Consider the following 14,083-nt stretch of genomic DNA (forward strand, 5'->3'; position numbering starts at 1 on the left):
CCACCGGAACACCACCAGCACCCCATCAGCCTCGGGTTGATCGTCGGCTGCCCATACGCTGGGGTGCGGATGGTGCTGCATCGACCATGTGGGAGCGGACACGATGACTGTCACCGGCGTGAACCGTCTGCGCGAGCTGCGTGAGGCGGGGTCGCTGACGCAGCGGGATGTTGCCGACCGGCTTGGGGCGGCGGTGACTGAGGCGCATGTGGGCCGGTGGGAGCGGGGCGACGTAGTTCCGTCTCCGAGGTACAGGCGGCTGTTGGCGGGAGTGTTTGGGGTGTCGGTGCCCGAGTTGGGTGTCGCCGCTACTCCCCCGGCGCCGCGTTCTCGTGTCAGGTCGAGTGCAGAGGACTTCATGGCGGACGTTGTGCAGGATCCCCGGGTGGTCGAGTCGCAGGAGCGGTGGCGGGCTACCCGGCGGGCGTTGAACGCGAACCGGCACGCCCTGGCGCAGGTGGCGGCCGGGTTGTATCCGGGGCGGGCCCTGGCGGGCACGGGGTTGATCGCCGGTGACGGGTGGATCCCGGAGCGGCCGGTTGACCTGGCGGCGGTGGCGCTGACCGAGCGCCCGAACGCCGAGCATCCGGTGTTGGACGGCAGTGAGCGTGAGGCGGCCCGACTGCTGCCCGATCAGGGCCTGTCGCGTCCGTACCCCCGGTACACGACGGCGGTGCGGGATCTGGCCCGGCCGAGGTTGTTCGAGGACCGGCACGCATGGCGGCTCCTCGGCGTGGACTGGTCGCGTCCGGGGCTGGAGTTCGGGGACATGACGTACTTCGGTGCGGCCGACGTGTTCGAGGCGCTGGCGCACGAGCTGGCCTACGTCGGGCTGGACGCCGACGGGCGCCCGACGGGCACGCCATCACTTCGGGACTTGCCGTACCGACGCCTGGTCGGAGATCCGTTTGACCTGTCGCGCCGGCCGGTGATGCCTGCCGTGTCGACGTTGACGATTCGGCGGGACGGCGGGCGGGCGGAGTTCTTGATGCACCGGCGTGACCCGAGGGCGGTGACCGCCGCTGGGGGAATGTTGCAGGTGATTCCGTCGGGCATCTTCCAGCCGTCGAGCCTGTTGCCGGCGGCGCGGGCGGCCGACTTCGACTTGTGGCGGAACATCCAAAGGGAGTTGGCCGAGGAACTGCTGGGGATGCCGGAGGCCGACGGGCACGGGCGCCCAGTCGACTACACGGCTGGCCCGTACGGGCTGCTCGACCGGGCCCGCGCCGACGGCTCGGTGCGGGTGTGGTGTCTCGGTGTCGCCTTGGACGCGCTGACGCTGGTTGGGGAGGTACTGACGGTGCTGGTGCTGGATGCCGACGTGTTCGATCGGCTGGCGCACGACTTCGTGGAGCACAACGACGAAGGCCAGGTCGTGGCGGAGCGGTTCGAGTTCACCGCAGGCGGGGTGCGGTCGCTGCTCGACTCGGGGCGGGTTGCTCCCGCTGGTGCCGGCTGCCTCGAACTCGCGTGGCGGTGGCGGGACGTGCTGCTCGGCTGACTGCCTGCACGACGAAGCCCCGGCCGGTCATCCGGTCCGGGGCTTTCGCGTGCGCGGGTCAGTTCGCGACGTTGAGCGCCGCCGTGCCGTACCAGCCGGCGGCCGGCGACTTCATGGCCTCGTCACCGGCGTGCCACTGGACCCACACGTCGGCGTCCATGTCCTCGTTGAAGATGATGCACTGCCCGACCTGACCCCACCGGATGCGGGCCTTCGGCGGCTTGGGGGTGACCGTGCCGCGCCAGTCGGCCAACTCCGGGTTACGGTGCCGCACGACGGTGCCGGGCTGGAACATGCGGATCGTGTCGCTGGTCGGGCGCTTCGTGGTGTGCATGGTGTTCCCCTCGTTCGGTTTGTGTGTCTGGGTCAGATGGTGATGTTGGCGCGGTGGAGGCGGTAAGCGGCGAGCATGTACCGCAGTGCCTCGGTCGAGTTGGTGAACCCGTGGGCGGTGGCGTGGGTGCGGGCGTCTTGGATGGTGGTGGTGGCGGGCTGCTGGGTGGGGGCGAGCAGCCACAGCAGGCTGGCGGTGTCGAGTTTGCTGCGGTCGAAGGCGCTGTTGCCGCTTGCGGTGCGGATGGCGGCGAGGCTGATGGAGATTCGGGCGTCGATGGAGGGCGTGGCGGTCGGCTTGCTGATCGTCGCGGCGGTCATGGTGTCCTCCGTGTGGTGGTGTGGCTGCCCAACAACCACACCGTATCACAGCAAGGCTGTTCCGCAACACACATAGCCTATTCGGTGATACGATCCCTGCATGACCAGAGACACTTGGAGCTTCCGCCTCGGCACCCTCGGCACCGAAGCCGAACACCTCGCCGCCCAGCTCGCCGCAGTCACCGGCAAGAAGGTCACCACCACCGACTACGTGCGCGAAGCCGTGACCCGCCACAACACGTGGGCGCGGCGGGTGGTGTCGGCGACCGAGATCCCTGGCGGGGACATCATCATCACCGGCGACGAGGTGATCGTGGGCGAACGAACCCTCGGCCCTGGCGTCTACCGGATCGCAGGCACAACCGACCTCATCCACGTCGGCGACACCACGGACGACACCTGATGGTCATCCCGTGCGTCACCCGTGGCCTGCCCGCGTGCGGCAAAACCACGTTCGCGCTGGCGTGGGTGAACGAAGACCCCGAACACCGGGTGCGTGCCGCCCGCGACGACCTGCGGAACATGTTCCACGGTCGGCGGCTGGACACGGAGACGCAGGCCGCGCAGGCGGACATCGCACTGCACGCGCAGGTCCCAGCGCTGCTCCGCGCCGGGGTGAGTGTCGTCGTTGACGGCACCGCCCTGGCCGACAGCGAGGTGGACGGGTGGCGGCTTCTGGCCGACGACTGCGGTGCCGAGCTGGAGGTCCACGACCTGCGGGGTGTGCCGGTGGACGTGTGTGTCGCTCGGGATGCTGCCCGTGGCGCGGCTGGGGGCAGGCTGGTGGGTGGGGACATCATCCGGCGGATGGCGGCGGCCAGTGGGAGGGTGATCAACCCGGACGGCTGACCGCAGCGCGCGGGAGCCCCTGTCTGCTGCGGCTGGCGGGGGCTTTCTCCTGCCCGACGCTGCTGGGCCCGGGTAACGTCCTCGCGGTGAGGGTGTTGCTGCGTGGTGGCCCCGGGGACGGCCAGGTGGTCGACGGGGCCGGCGAGACCGTGGTGTGGCGAAGCTGCTTGTACGAGCGGACTGGCGAGCTGGATTCGCGGCGGGGCGAGCAGGTGCGCGTGTACCGGCACCGCCTGGACTGCTGCGAGGGGTTCGGGCGTGGCGCGGAAGACCGCTGCGAGTGACCCCCTCGCCGGGCATCGGCGCTGGTGAGCATGATCCGGACAACCGGTAGGATGGGGGCACAAAAGCAAATCGGGGCCGGCAGGAGTTGGCGCTCCTGGTACCCGGCCCCTTGATCGCCTATAGGGAGGCGACCCATGCTCAGGGTAGGAGTCTACCTTTCGCGTACACCTGTGCGCATGGCCGGTGGTACCCAGTGAGCGCCCCGGACACCGAAAGCTCCCACGTCCGTCTCCCCACCGAGATCCAGGATCTCGTGTACGAGGAGAAGCTGACGATCCACGCTGGTTGGCTGTACGGCCTGCTGCTGCGGCACCTCAACTACAAGCGCGGCGACGCCCACGTGTGGCCTTCCCGCAGCAACCTCGCCAAGCGGATGCGGTTCAAGAACGCCCGCGCCGTGGACCGGTACCTCGACGAGCTGGCCGAGGCTGGGCTCATTGAGAAGGAGCGGCGGCGGAAGGGCGAGGTGAACGACACCAACCGGTACACGCTGCTGCTGGTGTCGTGGCCGAAGGAACACTCCGGGGGTAGTGAGCCACAGCACACTACCCCTAGTGGGCTGGAGAACACCACCCTGGTGCGCCACAGCACACCCGAACTAGATGGAAGACAACTAGATGAAGGGGAACTAGAGGAAAGATCAGATCAGAGCGGCTCCCCCTCCGGTCGCTCCGCTCCCTCCGGGGCCGGCGAACGTGAAATCGAGCACGACGATCCGTGGAGTGCGCCAGCGGCACGCCAACCCAGCACCGGTGAACGACTCACCCGCAAGCGGGAAGACGACCGGGCACTGTTCGCCAGCCTCATCGAGGCTCACAGGCTGCGCTCCGACGGCAGCACCTTCCGCGAGGGCGTGTTCGACACGCACCTGTTCTACGACGGGTTCCGCAAGGTGAAGATCGGCGAGAAGAAGATCGGGTTCCCTGGGGCGTACATCGAGAGCATGTGCGCCGAAGGCTACGGGCGGGGTGTCGAGGACTGGTTGCTTTCGGTCGGCCTGGAACCTGTGTAGAAGTCATCCCTGGCACGTTCCCCCGACCTGAGGAGACACCCCCTATGGCGATGACCGCTGATCAGATCACGTCCGACGACGACGGCTGGGGTTACCGCACCGGCGCCCGCTTCGTCACCCCTGCCGAGTGGGAGAAGCACCGAGACGAGCACCTGGAGAGACGCCACTACTACCTCCAGCCGCTCACCGAAGCCCTAGCCGCCGTCGCCAACACGGACGGGGTGGTCGTCGACTACCGGCCGCACGAGTTCTACGCCGGGCCGCTGTCGGATGCGATGCGGGATGAGGACGACGAGCCGGGCTGGGCCCTGGTGTATGACCGGTTCACGGCGATGGTCCTGTCGGTGTTGGTGTTCGAGCTGGTGGAGGCCGGGCTGCTGGCGACGAGGGGGAACGGGGACAGCGTGGACTACCGGCTGACCCTGCCGGGCGGTGATGGGGCGTGAGCGGGGCTGTGGAGCCGCCGGACGGACATCCGGTGCATCGGGTTGAGGTCGACGACGCACGTGGGCCGACAATCGAGTTGCAGGCGCGCACCCCGGATCTGGCCGAGTCGCCGGCGGTGGACCTGACGTTCAGTGTCGACCTGGCCAGCGACGGTGAGGTGTCGGTGTCGTGCCGGTACGGCCTGTCGGTGGATGAGGTGGATGAACTGATCGCGGCGTTGCAGCGTGCCCGCGCGGAGGCTGCCGGCGGGTGACCATGTTTCCGCAGGTGGATGGGCCATACCAGAATCGCGGATAGCCCTTCCATCGGCGGTACCCGAACGGCTTTGTAAGACGAAGGGGCCGCCCACCCTCGACAGGTAGGCGGCCCCGAAGTCTCCCGCTCAGGTGGTCCGCCTGTACCCCTTCAACAGCACTTGGCTGGCGTGGTACGTGGCGTGGTAGAACGCGATGTTGCTCAGCGGTCGGGTTGGGCCACCGGACGCCCGCTCGACGGTGGTGCGGCGGAAGTCGGCGGTCTTGCCGCTGTCGGCGAGTCCGCGTAGGGCGGCGAGGCCACGGCGGGTACGCAGCTCGTACAGGCCGTCCACGATGCCTTTCGCGGCGGCGCTGGCGGCCTGGTTGTCGAGGTCCGGCATGTGGGTGCGGATGGCCACGCGGGCGGCTGCGGTGGCGGCTGCCCGGATGCGCGCCTGGTCTTCGAGGGTGGGCACGGTTACTTGCGGGCCTGGTCGGAGGTAATCGTGTACACCGGTTCCGCGCCCACACCGGGCCGGTCCCAGACGGCCAGCCGCCACGGCTGGTGGTCGGGGGTGTGCACGCCCAGCACCTGCCGGGCGAAGCCCTCGGGGGTGCAGTGGCTGCGGTCGGTGCCTCGCGGGTCGGCGGCGTGGTGGGCCCACAGGCCGTCGCGGCTTCGCTGGAACTCCCAGTGGTAGTGGGTGGTGGTGTCGCCGGTTGCGCTGGTCATGCCCGCTTCACCTCACCCTTCCGGCTGGCCTGCCGGCCGTGGGAGCCGCACATCTGGATCTGCTCGCCGGGCCGGGCCCCGAGGACGTAGCTGGTGGCGAGGTACGGGGCGGTGTTGCCGTCGCAGTCGCCTCGGTCGTCGTAGCGGGTGTCGTGGCAGTAGTGGGGGTGGGCGGTGAGGTCGGGGCAGGCGGTCGTGATCACGGCTTCTCCTTGGGGGCTCGTACGCGGACGGTGCGGGTGCGGGTCTCTTCGAGGTGGGGCCGGTAGGTGGTGATCGTGTTCTGCTTGGCCCGGCCGACCGTGTCGGCGATCACCTGCCAGGTGGTCAGCTCGCGCAGTGCGGCGACGAGGGCGACCTCTTCGCGGAACACCTCCTCGCGTTGCCTGTCGAGGGCCTTGCGGCGCTGCGTGGCGGCAGAGAGTTGGGCGAGCAGGTCAGCCTTGTCGAGCGTGTCGGTCACGGCTGGTCGTCTTCCCCGTTGCGGATGTCGTTGAGTTCGGCGGCGATGGTGGTGGCGTTGGCGTCCAGGTATTCGGTGAGGGTCTGGTTGGCGGCCCCGGCGGCGTCTCGCAGGTCCGTCTTGGTGAGGAGTAGCCGGGTGACGTTGGAGCCGTCGGCGAGGATGTTGTTGGCTTCTACGAGGGCGATGCCGTCGGTGGTGTCGACGAGGGCTCGGGTGTTGGTGCGGGCTCCGAGGTAGCGGATGTGGTCGGCGATGACCTTGTTGGTGGTGCGGGTGACCTTCGGCATGGCGGTCACTTTCCCTTCGCTACGCGGGGGGCGTTGGTCTGTCGGGTCATGGGGGCCTCACTTCGAGATTGGTATGCCCATCATACCCCGGCATGGATGCCATGCCAAGCTTTATCGATCCCCGACACGACGAAGCCCGCCACCACCACGGCGACGGGCTCCCCCACCAGGCAATACGCGGTCAGCCGGCCGGCGGCGCCTGGTTGGTGTGTGCGGCGACCTGCGCCCGCAGATCGGCGACCTCCGCCTCCAGCAGGTCGGCGTCGACACCGTGCTTGACGGCCTGGTCCAGGTGGTACTGCTGGCTGCGGCGCAGCGACCTGGCGCAATCTTCCTTGTGGTCGGCGTCGCGGAGCAGCCAGCGGGCCTTGATGTCGTCGAGCATGTTCAGCGTCTCTCGCTCTCGTCCGCGATGACGGCCATCAGCTCGGCCGCCCGGCCGGTCCACACCTGCACGTCAGCCTCGGGCGCCTTCCCGTGGTCCCACTGCCACAGCCGATCCTCCAGGTGCGCCGGGCCCATCGCCATGCCGTACAGCCAGCGTGCGGCCCGCTCGTCGCCATCTCGGGGCCCGCCGTCGAACGCGATCACCTTCTCGTCGCAGACGGCGTCATCGTTGAACGCACGGATGACCAGCTTGTCGTCTCGGGCCGGTCCGTCGCCGGACAGCCCGCCGGTGATGTCGACGCGGGTCATGCGGCGGGGCTTCAACCACCGGTCGGTGGCGTCCTTCGCGGCGTGATACCGCTTCCACACCTCGGACTCGACGGCGTTGCGGTCGGAGGCGTAGGCGGCGATGCCGAATCCGGACATGAGGCCGGGCCTGAGGGTCACGCCCAGGTGGTGGTGGTCGTCGCGGATGCTCTCGTGAATGCCGCCGCTGCGGGCGTCGGGGTCGAGGGTCAGCCCGGCGGTCACCTCGGGCGGCCGGTCGAGGTACGTGTACCGCTGGGTGAGGGTGATGCGCCGCCCGTGGGAGAGCAGGTTGCGGATGCGGGCGGCGATGTGGGGCATGGTGTCGAGGGCGGCCATGCAGGTCACGTTCCGCATGGCGAGGATCCGGTCGGGGCTGGGCATGTCAGTGCCCCCTCGGGTAGGGCTTGCCGTACAGGCGCAGGTCGAGGTCGCCGGCCCGCGCCTTCTCGACGACCACACGCACCATGCCGTCGCCGTGCAAGCTGTGGAGCCGGTCCATGACCCGCGACGCCCCGTCCGGATCACCCCTATCGTCGAGGTCACGCACCTCGGCGAGACCGGCCAGGATCTCCTCGGTGTGGGTGGGGCAGGGGCTGAGGGTTGAGATGTCGCATCCGCACATGGTCAGTGGTCCTCTCGGTCCAAGGGCAGGAGAAAGCCTGCGTCTTCGAGTTCGGCGCGGCTGACGGGCGGCTGCCAGTCTTGGCGGTCCCAGCGGAGCCGCCCGTACACCCGCAGGCAGTCCCGGCAGGTAACGGCGGACCGGAGCCGTCCGGGAAGCCGGCGGTTGGGCTGCCGGTCGCACAGGGTGTGCCGACCGGGCCAGGCGGCGTGGACGGTGCCGGTGCCGGTGGTGGCGAGCACGAGACTGTGGGGCAGGTCGGCGGCTGGGTCACCCATCGGCGGGATGCCGTCCGGTGATGCTGTCGAGCAGCATGTCGGCTTTGGCAAGCCAGGCGGTGCGGTCGACGCCCCGCCGGTCCCACATGCGGGCGTCGCCTGCGTCGGCGATCCACAGGTACCGGGCGAGCCGGTCCCGGGCGTCCGGGGCGATGGCAGTGCCAGCAGCGGCTAGTGCGGCGTGGACGAGGTCCCCGGCGTAGGCGGCGAGCCGGCGTTCCATCTCCCCCATCGGCATCGTCTTCTCGCCTCGGGGGCGGGGGTGGACTTGCTCCACGATGTGCTCGACGGCGCGCTGGATCTGGCGGGGGGTAATGGGCAGGGTCACGTCGGTCGGGTCAGCCATGGTTCACCTTCCACACGATCGAGGCGATGAGAATCAGCGCCGACAGGACCACGGTCGCGGTCAGTCGCCGGTTGGTGGCGGCCAGCCAGTCGACGAGAGCGACCATCCAAGACAGGGGCGGGTACCGGTAGGGCCAGGACAGGACGCGCAGCACGGCGAGGGTCCGCGCGTACGGCAGGCGACGGTCAGCCACGGCCGCCTCCCAACCCTCGCTGCGCCACCCGCCGCACGTCCGCCACGAACGCCTGCACGCGGCCCGGGTCGCGGGGGGTGTCGAACTGGCCGGCCATCCACAGCACCTCCTCCAAGGATTTCCGGGCGATGGCGAGCTGCGCGTCTTCGGTGGTGTCGTGGGCACGGAGAGCTGCCCGGACAGCCCCCAGCATGCCGGTGGTGTCAGGGGAGCCGGTGGTCCACACGTTGAGCGCGGCACGCTCAGGCATCGTCAGGTCTTCGTCACGTGCCATGTCACTTCTCCTTCGCGTCGCAGGTGGGCACGCGGGTGATGAGCGCGCCTTCGGTGAGCAGCCGGTCGATGGTGCCGTCAGACAGGTGCTCACCGAGGTCGCTGGTCCAGCATTCGGGGCGTCCGGGACGGTCCTTGACCCAGGTGCGGTTGCGGCCGGTGACCTCAGCCCCGGCGGGTAGATCCTTCGCGGTCGTCGTCTGAGGCATGGTCACTCCACTGCCTCGTGGACACGTTCCACGTCGGTGGCCTCACGGATGATCGGCCCGCGTCCCAGCTTGTTCTCCTGCCGGTCGATCTGGTCCACGGCTGCGATACCGGTGGCGGCACGGACAATGCCGATGACGCGTGGTTCGGTGGGCAGCGCGTAGGTGACACGCCACAGCGGCTCCATGGTCACGGCTCGTCCACCACCTGGGCACCCTCGTCGAGCAGCTGCGCGATTCGCTCGTCCCCGTACTCGTCGCCCAACTCAGTGGTCCACGGGAACGGGTCGCGCCGGGATTCGTGGGTCTTCCTGTAGCGGGTGCCGTCGAGGTCTTCGATGACGGTGCCGACAGGCATGAATGCGGTCCGGTAGGGCTTCGGCATGGTCACTGCTCCTCAGGCGGCGGGTCGGCGGTTGAGTCGGGTGAGGGCTTCCTGCGGGCTGACGAACCGCCCGGCCCACAGGGATGCCTGGCCGGGCGGAAAACCGGCGTCGATCCACACGGCGGCCTCGTGGGGCAGGAATCCCCGGTTGGCCCAGGCGGCGGCCTTGTCGGCGGCGAGGCCGAGTGCGGCGTAGCCGGGGCCGTGGTCGCGGAGTTGGGTGGCCTTCTGCCGGTAGGCGGCTTCGTTGAACATCGGGGCTCCTCGGGTTGGTCGGGTTGGTCGGGTTGTGGTGCCTCCGGCCGCAGTCGATGCGGCGCCCTCACGGCGTGGATACGGAGGCTGGGCGGGTCAGGGGTTGTGAACCTCGAACCGGGTGGTCATGGTGGGGGTGATCCAGTCGCCGTCGTCGAACTCGATCCGCATGAACGGCGCGTACCCGGCGACCTTGGCGATGACCTTGACCTGCCTGTCGGTGGTACTGGTGATCTGCTGCCCGGGAACCAGGTCGGCGGCCATCGGCTGCTGGTTAATGGTGTTCGACATTGCGGGTCTCCTGTCTGCGATTCAGCCGAGCTTGCGATAGTCAGCGATGTGCTTCTTGATCCGCCTGATGGCGGGAGACACCATGCTGTTGCCCAACCCGAGCCGGGTGCCGTCGGACAGCGTGGTCCCTTCCAGCCGGTCCAGGAACTCGGTCCAGTCGATGCGTGACTTGTTCGCCCACCACCCGTTGTTGATGTCCTGGGCGGCTTCGAGGATCTCGTCGGTGACCTGGTCGGCTGCGGTGACGGTGGTCCACTGGTCGTTCATGGTGCTCCTTGCTGGGGTTCCTGTTGGGGGCTGCTTCTGATGATCAGGCGTTGAGGTCCAGCCAGATCGCCTCGGCCAGGTTGCCCGCGCCCATCGCCTGATCCGGGTTCACTCTGCGGATGATGTCGGCGACCGCTTCGCCGCAGCCGGGGCAACCGCAGTTGTCGCCGTTGATGTAGGCGGCGATGGCCGCGCCAAGGACGTCGGTTTCGGTGCCGTTACGGTGCTGGCGGATGACAGCGGCGATGCCGTGGATGACGGCGTAGTCGGCGCCGGTGAGGTCGTGCTGGGTCATATCGATATTCCTCAGCGCTCGGCGTTCTGGCGGCGGATCATCTCGGCGAACTGCTCCGCCGACACCTGCTCGCAGCCGGGCATGTGCGCCTGCCCCTGCTCAACGTGGCAGCAGTCGGAGACGCCGGGGCCGTGGTGGATGGGCAGGCCGTGCCGGTCGTGGTCTGCGGGTGGGGTGGTGGCGGGGCGGAAGAGGCGGAGGATGCTCACCGGGTGCTCCTTGAGGTGGCGGGGCTGGATGGGGGTTGTGGCCGACCGGCCGTGAGTTCAGTAGGCGTTCGTCAGGTCGCCGATGTCGCAGTACTCAGCCCAGTGCTTGACGCCCGGCCCGGCGTGCCGGCTGGCTGCCGCCTTTTCGGCCTCTTCCAGGGTGGTGTGCTGGGAGACGATGTCGGTGCTGGTTCCCTGGGTTCGCGCCTGGTCGATGAGGTTCCGCACGTAGGCGGTGTCGACGCAGCGGCGGGTGAGTAGCTGCTCGTAGTGGTCGGTGGCGGCCTGGGCGTTGATGTGGCGGATGACGACGTAGGGGCGATTCACGGTGACTCCTCAGGCGTAGTGGTCGGGGTGGGCGGTGCGGTGACCCTCGGCGATGAGTGCGGCCCGGAACTGGCGGTGCTCGTGGGTGGGCTCGGAGGCTGGCTGCGGCACGTCGCCGAGGTCGCGTTCGACTGCGATGGCGGCGAGGGCGTCCCAGATGGCCTGTTCTCCGTCGATGTTGACGGCGAGGGCGATCTCTTGGCCGGGGGTGGTTTCGGCGTCGCAGGCGTCACCGCAGCGGGTGGCGTCGCAGCCAAACGCGTGGTGGATGACGGCGTGTTGGACGCCGCTGCGGCCGGGGATGGCCCGGTATTCGAGCAGCCCGGCGGGGGTGCCGTACAGCCAGCCGATGTGGCCGTTGGTGTGGTGGATGGTCTGCACGGCTACCCCCTCCGGGCTGGCGGGTGTGGTCGATGGCGCGTCACGTCTGCTGGCTGCCTGGACCGTCAGGATGCGGGGCAGCGAAGCGCGACGATCTCGAACGCGCCACCAGCGAAGCATGCGATTACCCGGTACGTGCCAGCGTTGTTCGCTCGCTGGAGGCAGCGCAGTGCTGCCGTTTCGGTCGTGTAGCCGCGAACGCGCTTCCAGCCCGAGTCGGTTCGGTTCTGGACGGTGTAGCTGAGCGGCTTCGCGGCGGTGGCCTGCATGTCAACTCCTCCAAATCTCTGTCCGGGTTATATGGACTAGTCTAGGCGCGCGAACCCGCCAGGTCAACATTGCGGACTGAGTTTTCTAAGAAGGGTTCCGACCAGCAGACTTACGCGGCCGACCACCCACACCCGAACGATCCTGATTCCGCGCGAACCACGCCTCGATTTCCCCACGCCGCGCCGTCGACCACCACGGCCGAGACCCCGACCGGGACTCCCCCCGCCCACCGATACGCCCATCCGGCTCCGGGAACCGATCCCGCTCGTATGGGCCACCCGGCTTCGACCGCTGCAACGCCTTCGACACAGAGGTCGGCTTCACACCGCCGATCGCCGCCACGTCAGCCATCCACAGCGCGTCCAGGTCCGCCATCGCACATCCCGAAACTCGGTCTACGTTGTCTGACACAGCGTAAGCCGTCCGGTTGGCACTCATCCCCCTCACCCGCCCGCACGCTTCGACTCGATCAACCGACGAAACCGATCCCACCGTTCCAAGCGGGGTGACGCCAGCTCGGCCCGGTCGACCAAAGCAAGGGCCTCATCCCAGCGGCCCTCCCGAAACGGCACCTCAGCCTCCGCCAGCAGCACCTCAGCACGCCTGTCACGGGCGTCCTGCTTCTCGGCCCGCTGCCCGTCGGTGAGCCGGCCGGCGGCCAGGATCTCCGGGTGCGCGTCCAGGTGGGCAGCCACGGCCTGCCACACCTGCGCCATCTTGTGTCGCCCCCGGTACACGTCGTGCAGCTCGCCCGCGCCCGGGGCTGGGACGAGTAGCACCCAGCACGGTCCGGTTTCGCGGGCGAGCGGCACGACGGTTGTCCTCTCAGGCGGCGTCGGAGCCGACGACGACATCCGACCACGGGCGGGTGACAGGCTCGCCGTCACGCCACAGCCGGTACGTGGACGAGCCGACGGCGAGGACGTACCAGCCAGCCCCGGCGCCCTCCACGGTCACGGTGACGGGCCGGTTGGCGGCGAGCGCAGCAGACACACGGCGGGACATGTCGCGGTGTGCGTCGCTCGCCCGGCTGGGGTTGCGGCGGCGGTGAACGGTCGGCGGAACGGCGGTCAACATCGGCGGGGTCATCGGTTCTCCTCGGTACGGGCGGGCGGGTTCGGCCGGCGGTACGGGACGGCGGTGCCGTGGCAGTCGGGCAGACCGCACACGTCATCGCGGGTGCCGACGGCACCGGGCGGCCCCTGGTCGTGGCAGCCGCACGCCAGCAGCACCGTCCGCGTCGCCGTGGCGTTCACCGCTTCACCGTCTTGGCGAGCCTGCGGCCGACGCCGTTGGCCTGCGCGTCACGCGCCTGCTGGGCAATCGGATACCGGGCTCCCGGGTGGTTGACGGGCTTGGACTGGCTGGCGACGGCGGCGAGGATCGCGGCGGTCTCCGGGTCGGGGGTGGGGTTGGGGGTACTACGCTTGCCCATGGCCTTCTCCTTCGTGGTTGGGGGTGTTGGCCGGGGCGGGGCGCGGCGGCTTGTCTAGGGCGATGCCGCGCCCCGCCGACGTCTAGATCCGGGTGGTGCTGATGACCACCCCGGCGGGCGGAATGTGCCGGGGCTCGTCCTTGTCGCACGTGACGTAGGTGGTGCTTCCGCCGGACCGGTGCTCGGTGACACGGACGGTGGCGGCGGCGTTGCAGACGCGGCACTTCATGGGCGGTCCTCCTTCTGCTGCCGGCCAGTGGGTCTGGTCGGTCACCGCGTGCCGCCGGGGTGATGGGTCCGGCGGCCACGGTGACCGGTCAGGCGGTGGCGCTTCTGGTGATGCTGGCGCCGTTGATGGTCACGGTGACTGTGACCTCGACGTTGTTGACGTCCATCGTGGTGTCCTCCGACGGGTTGGGGGTTGGCCGCTGCGGCGACCCCGCCGTGCCCGACCCGGTGCTGCGGTCGGGCGCGACAGGCTCACATCGCAGAAGTCAGCTCAGCGAGACGTTTCTCGCCCGCCCCGGTCAGCCGGTAGCCGCACTGGGTGGTGCTGTCGGCCGTGATCAGTCCGTCCCGGTGGGCCTGCTCGATCGGGCCAGCGGCCTCGGCGGCGTACTCGCCAGGCGGCACGTCGTGCTGTCCGGCAAGGAGCACGGCCAGGTCGGCGATGTCGCGGGCCGGGTTCATCGGTCGTACCCGAGCGACGCGGCGATGGCGGACCGGCGGGTGTTGGACCGGCCCGGCCGGACGCGGATGGTGCGGGACTCCCCGTCCACGCCGCGCACCGAGCGGGTGGTGCGGATCTCGGCGGCGGAGTGACCGATGGTGATCGAGGTGTTCGAGAACATGACGTCTCCTTGACGAGCCGTTGAGAGTGGGTT

General features: G+C 69.3%; 39 protein-coding genes. 7 read left to right on the forward strand and 32 right to left on the reverse strand.

Annotated features, from left to right (window positions below; translation table 11 throughout):
• Nucleotides 1-103: 103 nt before the first annotated feature.
• Complete coding sequence (locus ABT336_RS11900) at nucleotides 104-1,501, forward strand: helix-turn-helix transcriptional regulator (protein WP_350896526.1); 1,398 nt, start codon at nucleotides 104-106, stop codon at nucleotides 1,499-1,501.
• 58 nt (nucleotides 1,502-1,559) lie between these two features.
• Here ABT336_RS11900 and ABT336_RS11905 read toward each other — a convergent pair whose 3' ends face one another.
• Together ABT336_RS11905 and ABT336_RS11910 are read right to left on the reverse strand one after the other, a co-directional pair.
• The gene (locus ABT336_RS11905) at nucleotides 1,560-1,835 is read right to left on the reverse strand and encodes a hypothetical protein (protein ID WP_350896527.1); all 276 of its coding nucleotides are present in this window, start codon (nucleotides 1,833-1,835) and stop codon (nucleotides 1,560-1,562) included.
• A gap of 32 nt (nucleotides 1,836-1,867) precedes the next feature.
• Nucleotides 1,868-2,155 (reverse strand): hypothetical protein, encoded by a 288-nt coding sequence (locus ABT336_RS11910; RefSeq protein WP_350896528.1) that lies wholly within the window; start codon nucleotides 2,153-2,155, stop codon nucleotides 1,868-1,870.
• 100 nt (nucleotides 2,156-2,255) lie between these two features.
• On the opposite strand from ABT336_RS11910, the gene ABT336_RS11915 reads away from it, so the two are divergent.
• From ABT336_RS11915 to ABT336_RS11940, 6 genes are all read left to right on the forward strand, one after another.
• Nucleotides 2,256-2,558 carry a hypothetical protein gene (locus ABT336_RS11915; protein ID WP_350896529.1) on the forward strand — a complete coding sequence of 101 codons (303 nt, stop codon included), beginning with the start codon at nucleotides 2,256-2,258 and terminating at the stop codon, nucleotides 2,556-2,558.
• A complete protein-coding gene (locus tag ABT336_RS11920) occupies nucleotides 2,558-3,004 on the forward strand; it encodes an AAA family ATPase (RefSeq protein WP_350896530.1) in 447 nt (148 codons plus the stop codon). Before ABT336_RS11915 ends, ABT336_RS11920 begins: the two co-directional genes overlap by 1 nt.
• Nucleotides 3,005-3,096: 92 nt before the next feature.
• Nucleotides 3,097-3,288, forward strand: a complete 192-nt coding sequence (locus ABT336_RS11925) for a hypothetical protein (protein ID WP_502891159.1) — start codon at nucleotides 3,097-3,099, stop codon at nucleotides 3,286-3,288.
• A 194-nt stretch (nucleotides 3,289-3,482) separates the two neighbouring features.
• Nucleotides 3,483-4,301 carry a hypothetical protein gene (locus tag ABT336_RS11930; protein ID WP_350896532.1) on the forward strand — a complete coding sequence of 273 codons (819 nt, stop codon included), beginning with the start codon at nucleotides 3,483-3,485 and terminating at the stop codon, nucleotides 4,299-4,301.
• A 50-nt stretch (nucleotides 4,302-4,351) separates the two neighbouring features.
• On the forward strand, nucleotides 4,352-4,747 hold the full coding sequence (locus ABT336_RS11935; RefSeq protein WP_350896533.1) for a hypothetical protein: 396 nt from the start codon (nucleotides 4,352-4,354) through the stop codon (nucleotides 4,745-4,747).
• Between the two features lie 8 nt (nucleotides 4,748-4,755).
• Nucleotides 4,756-5,001 (forward strand): hypothetical protein, encoded by a 246-nt coding sequence (locus ABT336_RS11940; protein ID WP_350896534.1) that lies wholly within the window; start codon nucleotides 4,756-4,758, stop codon nucleotides 4,999-5,001.
• Between the two features lie 129 nt (nucleotides 5,002-5,130).
• On the opposite strand, the gene ABT336_RS11945 is transcribed toward ABT336_RS11940, so the two are convergent.
• The 30 genes from ABT336_RS11945 to ABT336_RS12090 form a co-directional block, all read right to left on the reverse strand.
• The gene (locus ABT336_RS11945) at nucleotides 5,131-5,460 is read right to left on the reverse strand and encodes a hypothetical protein (protein WP_350896535.1); all 330 of its coding nucleotides are present in this window, start codon (nucleotides 5,458-5,460) and stop codon (nucleotides 5,131-5,133) included.
• Nucleotides 5,461-5,462: 2 nt separating this feature from the next.
• Nucleotides 5,463-5,717, reverse strand: a complete 255-nt coding sequence (locus ABT336_RS11950; protein ID WP_350896537.1) for a hypothetical protein — start codon at nucleotides 5,715-5,717, stop codon at nucleotides 5,463-5,465.
• Complete coding sequence (locus tag ABT336_RS11955) at nucleotides 5,714-5,920, reverse strand: hypothetical protein (protein ID WP_350896538.1); 207 nt, start codon at nucleotides 5,918-5,920, stop codon at nucleotides 5,714-5,716. Before ABT336_RS11955 ends, ABT336_RS11950 begins: the two co-directional genes overlap by 4 nt.
• A complete protein-coding gene (locus tag ABT336_RS11960; protein WP_350896539.1) occupies nucleotides 5,917-6,180 on the reverse strand; it encodes a hypothetical protein in 264 nt (87 codons plus the stop codon). Before ABT336_RS11960 ends, ABT336_RS11955 begins: the two co-directional genes overlap by 4 nt.
• A complete protein-coding gene (locus ABT336_RS11965; RefSeq protein WP_350896540.1) occupies nucleotides 6,177-6,479 on the reverse strand; it encodes a hypothetical protein in 303 nt (100 codons plus the stop codon). Before ABT336_RS11965 ends, ABT336_RS11960 begins: the two co-directional genes overlap by 4 nt.
• 172 nt (nucleotides 6,480-6,651) lie before the next feature.
• Complete coding sequence (locus ABT336_RS11970; RefSeq protein WP_350896541.1) at nucleotides 6,652-6,855, reverse strand: hypothetical protein; 204 nt, start codon at nucleotides 6,853-6,855, stop codon at nucleotides 6,652-6,654.
• 2 nt (nucleotides 6,856-6,857) lie between these two features.
• Nucleotides 6,858-7,547, reverse strand: a complete 690-nt coding sequence (locus ABT336_RS11975) for a hypothetical protein (RefSeq protein WP_350896542.1) — start codon at nucleotides 7,545-7,547, stop codon at nucleotides 6,858-6,860.
• 1 nt (nucleotide 7,548) lies between these two features.
• Nucleotides 7,549-7,788 carry a hypothetical protein gene (locus tag ABT336_RS11980; protein WP_350896543.1) on the reverse strand — a complete coding sequence of 80 codons (240 nt, stop codon included), beginning with the start codon at nucleotides 7,786-7,788 and terminating at the stop codon, nucleotides 7,549-7,551.
• Between the two features lie 2 nt (nucleotides 7,789-7,790).
• Nucleotides 7,791-8,066, reverse strand: coding sequence for a hypothetical protein (locus ABT336_RS11985; RefSeq protein ID WP_350896544.1), 276 nt, complete (start codon nucleotides 8,064-8,066; stop codon nucleotides 7,791-7,793).
• Nucleotides 8,059-8,412, reverse strand: a complete 354-nt coding sequence (locus tag ABT336_RS11990; RefSeq protein ID WP_350896545.1) for a hypothetical protein — start codon at nucleotides 8,410-8,412, stop codon at nucleotides 8,059-8,061. The genes ABT336_RS11985 and ABT336_RS11990 overlap by 8 nt, the downstream gene beginning before the upstream one ends.
• A complete protein-coding gene (locus ABT336_RS11995) occupies nucleotides 8,405-8,605 on the reverse strand; it encodes a hypothetical protein (protein ID WP_350896546.1) in 201 nt (66 codons plus the stop codon). Before ABT336_RS11995 ends, ABT336_RS11990 begins: the two co-directional genes overlap by 8 nt.
• Nucleotides 8,598-8,879 carry a hypothetical protein gene (locus ABT336_RS12000; RefSeq protein ID WP_350896547.1) on the reverse strand — a complete coding sequence of 94 codons (282 nt, stop codon included), beginning with the start codon at nucleotides 8,877-8,879 and terminating at the stop codon, nucleotides 8,598-8,600. The genes ABT336_RS11995 and ABT336_RS12000 overlap by 8 nt, the downstream gene beginning before the upstream one ends.
• 1 nt (nucleotide 8,880) lies before the next feature.
• Complete coding sequence (locus ABT336_RS12005) at nucleotides 8,881-9,087, reverse strand: hypothetical protein (RefSeq protein WP_350896548.1); 207 nt, start codon at nucleotides 9,085-9,087, stop codon at nucleotides 8,881-8,883.
• Nucleotides 9,088-9,089: 2 nt separating this feature from the next.
• Complete coding sequence (locus tag ABT336_RS12010; protein WP_350896549.1) at nucleotides 9,090-9,278, reverse strand: hypothetical protein; 189 nt, start codon at nucleotides 9,276-9,278, stop codon at nucleotides 9,090-9,092.
• Nucleotides 9,275-9,469, reverse strand: a complete 195-nt coding sequence (locus tag ABT336_RS12015) for a hypothetical protein (RefSeq protein ID WP_350896550.1) — start codon at nucleotides 9,467-9,469, stop codon at nucleotides 9,275-9,277. Before ABT336_RS12015 ends, ABT336_RS12010 begins: the two co-directional genes overlap by 4 nt.
• A 12-nt stretch (nucleotides 9,470-9,481) precedes the next feature.
• Nucleotides 9,482-9,724 (reverse strand): hypothetical protein, encoded by a 243-nt coding sequence (locus ABT336_RS12020; RefSeq protein ID WP_350896551.1) that lies wholly within the window; start codon nucleotides 9,722-9,724, stop codon nucleotides 9,482-9,484.
• A 96-nt stretch (nucleotides 9,725-9,820) separates the two neighbouring features.
• Complete coding sequence (locus tag ABT336_RS12025) at nucleotides 9,821-10,015, reverse strand: hypothetical protein (protein WP_350896552.1); 195 nt, start codon at nucleotides 10,013-10,015, stop codon at nucleotides 9,821-9,823.
• A gap of 21 nt (nucleotides 10,016-10,036) precedes the next feature.
• Nucleotides 10,037-10,282, reverse strand: coding sequence for a hypothetical protein (locus ABT336_RS12030; RefSeq protein WP_350896553.1), 246 nt, complete (start codon nucleotides 10,280-10,282; stop codon nucleotides 10,037-10,039).
• A 43-nt stretch (nucleotides 10,283-10,325) separates the two neighbouring features.
• A complete protein-coding gene (locus ABT336_RS12035; protein WP_350896554.1) occupies nucleotides 10,326-10,577 on the reverse strand; it encodes a hypothetical protein in 252 nt (83 codons plus the stop codon).
• Nucleotides 10,578-10,588: 11 nt separating this feature from the next.
• A complete protein-coding gene (locus tag ABT336_RS12040; protein ID WP_350896555.1) occupies nucleotides 10,589-10,786 on the reverse strand; it encodes a hypothetical protein in 198 nt (65 codons plus the stop codon).
• Nucleotides 10,787-10,843: 57 nt separating this feature from the next.
• The gene (locus ABT336_RS12045) at nucleotides 10,844-11,113 is read right to left on the reverse strand and encodes a hypothetical protein (RefSeq protein ID WP_350896556.1); all 270 of its coding nucleotides are present in this window, start codon (nucleotides 11,111-11,113) and stop codon (nucleotides 10,844-10,846) included.
• 9 nt (nucleotides 11,114-11,122) lie between these two features.
• A complete protein-coding gene (locus ABT336_RS12050; protein WP_350896557.1) occupies nucleotides 11,123-11,494 on the reverse strand; it encodes a hypothetical protein in 372 nt (123 codons plus the stop codon).
• 65 nt (nucleotides 11,495-11,559) lie between these two features.
• On the reverse strand, nucleotides 11,560-11,763 hold the full coding sequence (locus ABT336_RS12055; protein ID WP_350896558.1) for a hypothetical protein: 204 nt from the start codon (nucleotides 11,761-11,763) through the stop codon (nucleotides 11,560-11,562).
• Between the two features lie 444 nt (nucleotides 11,764-12,207).
• Nucleotides 12,208-12,543 (reverse strand): hypothetical protein, encoded by a 336-nt coding sequence (locus ABT336_RS12060; RefSeq protein WP_350896559.1) that lies wholly within the window; start codon nucleotides 12,541-12,543, stop codon nucleotides 12,208-12,210.
• Between the two features lie 46 nt (nucleotides 12,544-12,589).
• Nucleotides 12,590-12,853, reverse strand: coding sequence for a hypothetical protein (locus tag ABT336_RS12065; protein ID WP_350896560.1), 264 nt, complete (start codon nucleotides 12,851-12,853; stop codon nucleotides 12,590-12,592).
• Nucleotides 12,850-13,020: a hypothetical protein gene (locus ABT336_RS12070; protein ID WP_350896561.1), complete on the reverse strand. Its 171-nt coding sequence runs from the start codon at nucleotides 13,018-13,020 to the stop codon at nucleotides 12,850-12,852. The genes ABT336_RS12065 and ABT336_RS12070 overlap by 4 nt, the downstream gene beginning before the upstream one ends.
• On the reverse strand, nucleotides 13,017-13,199 hold the full coding sequence (locus tag ABT336_RS12075) for a hypothetical protein (RefSeq protein ID WP_350896562.1): 183 nt from the start codon (nucleotides 13,197-13,199) through the stop codon (nucleotides 13,017-13,019). Before ABT336_RS12075 ends, ABT336_RS12070 begins: the two co-directional genes overlap by 4 nt.
• A gap of 82 nt (nucleotides 13,200-13,281) precedes the next feature.
• Nucleotides 13,282-13,428 carry a hypothetical protein gene (locus tag ABT336_RS12080; RefSeq protein WP_350896563.1) on the reverse strand — a complete coding sequence of 49 codons (147 nt, stop codon included), beginning with the start codon at nucleotides 13,426-13,428 and terminating at the stop codon, nucleotides 13,282-13,284.
• Nucleotides 13,429-13,679: 251 nt separating this feature from the next.
• Entirely contained in the window at nucleotides 13,680-13,889 is a 210-nt protein-coding gene (locus ABT336_RS12085; protein ID WP_350896564.1) for a hypothetical protein, read from the reverse strand.
• Nucleotides 13,886-14,050, reverse strand: coding sequence for a hypothetical protein (locus ABT336_RS12090; RefSeq protein WP_350896565.1), 165 nt, complete (start codon nucleotides 14,048-14,050; stop codon nucleotides 13,886-13,888). Before ABT336_RS12090 ends, ABT336_RS12085 begins: the two co-directional genes overlap by 4 nt.
• Nucleotides 14,051-14,083: the final 33 nt, after the last annotated feature.

This window comes from Micromonospora sp. NPDC000207 (genome assembly GCF_040300925.1).
Lineage (GTDB): Bacteria > Actinomycetota > Actinomycetes > Mycobacteriales > Micromonosporaceae > Micromonospora.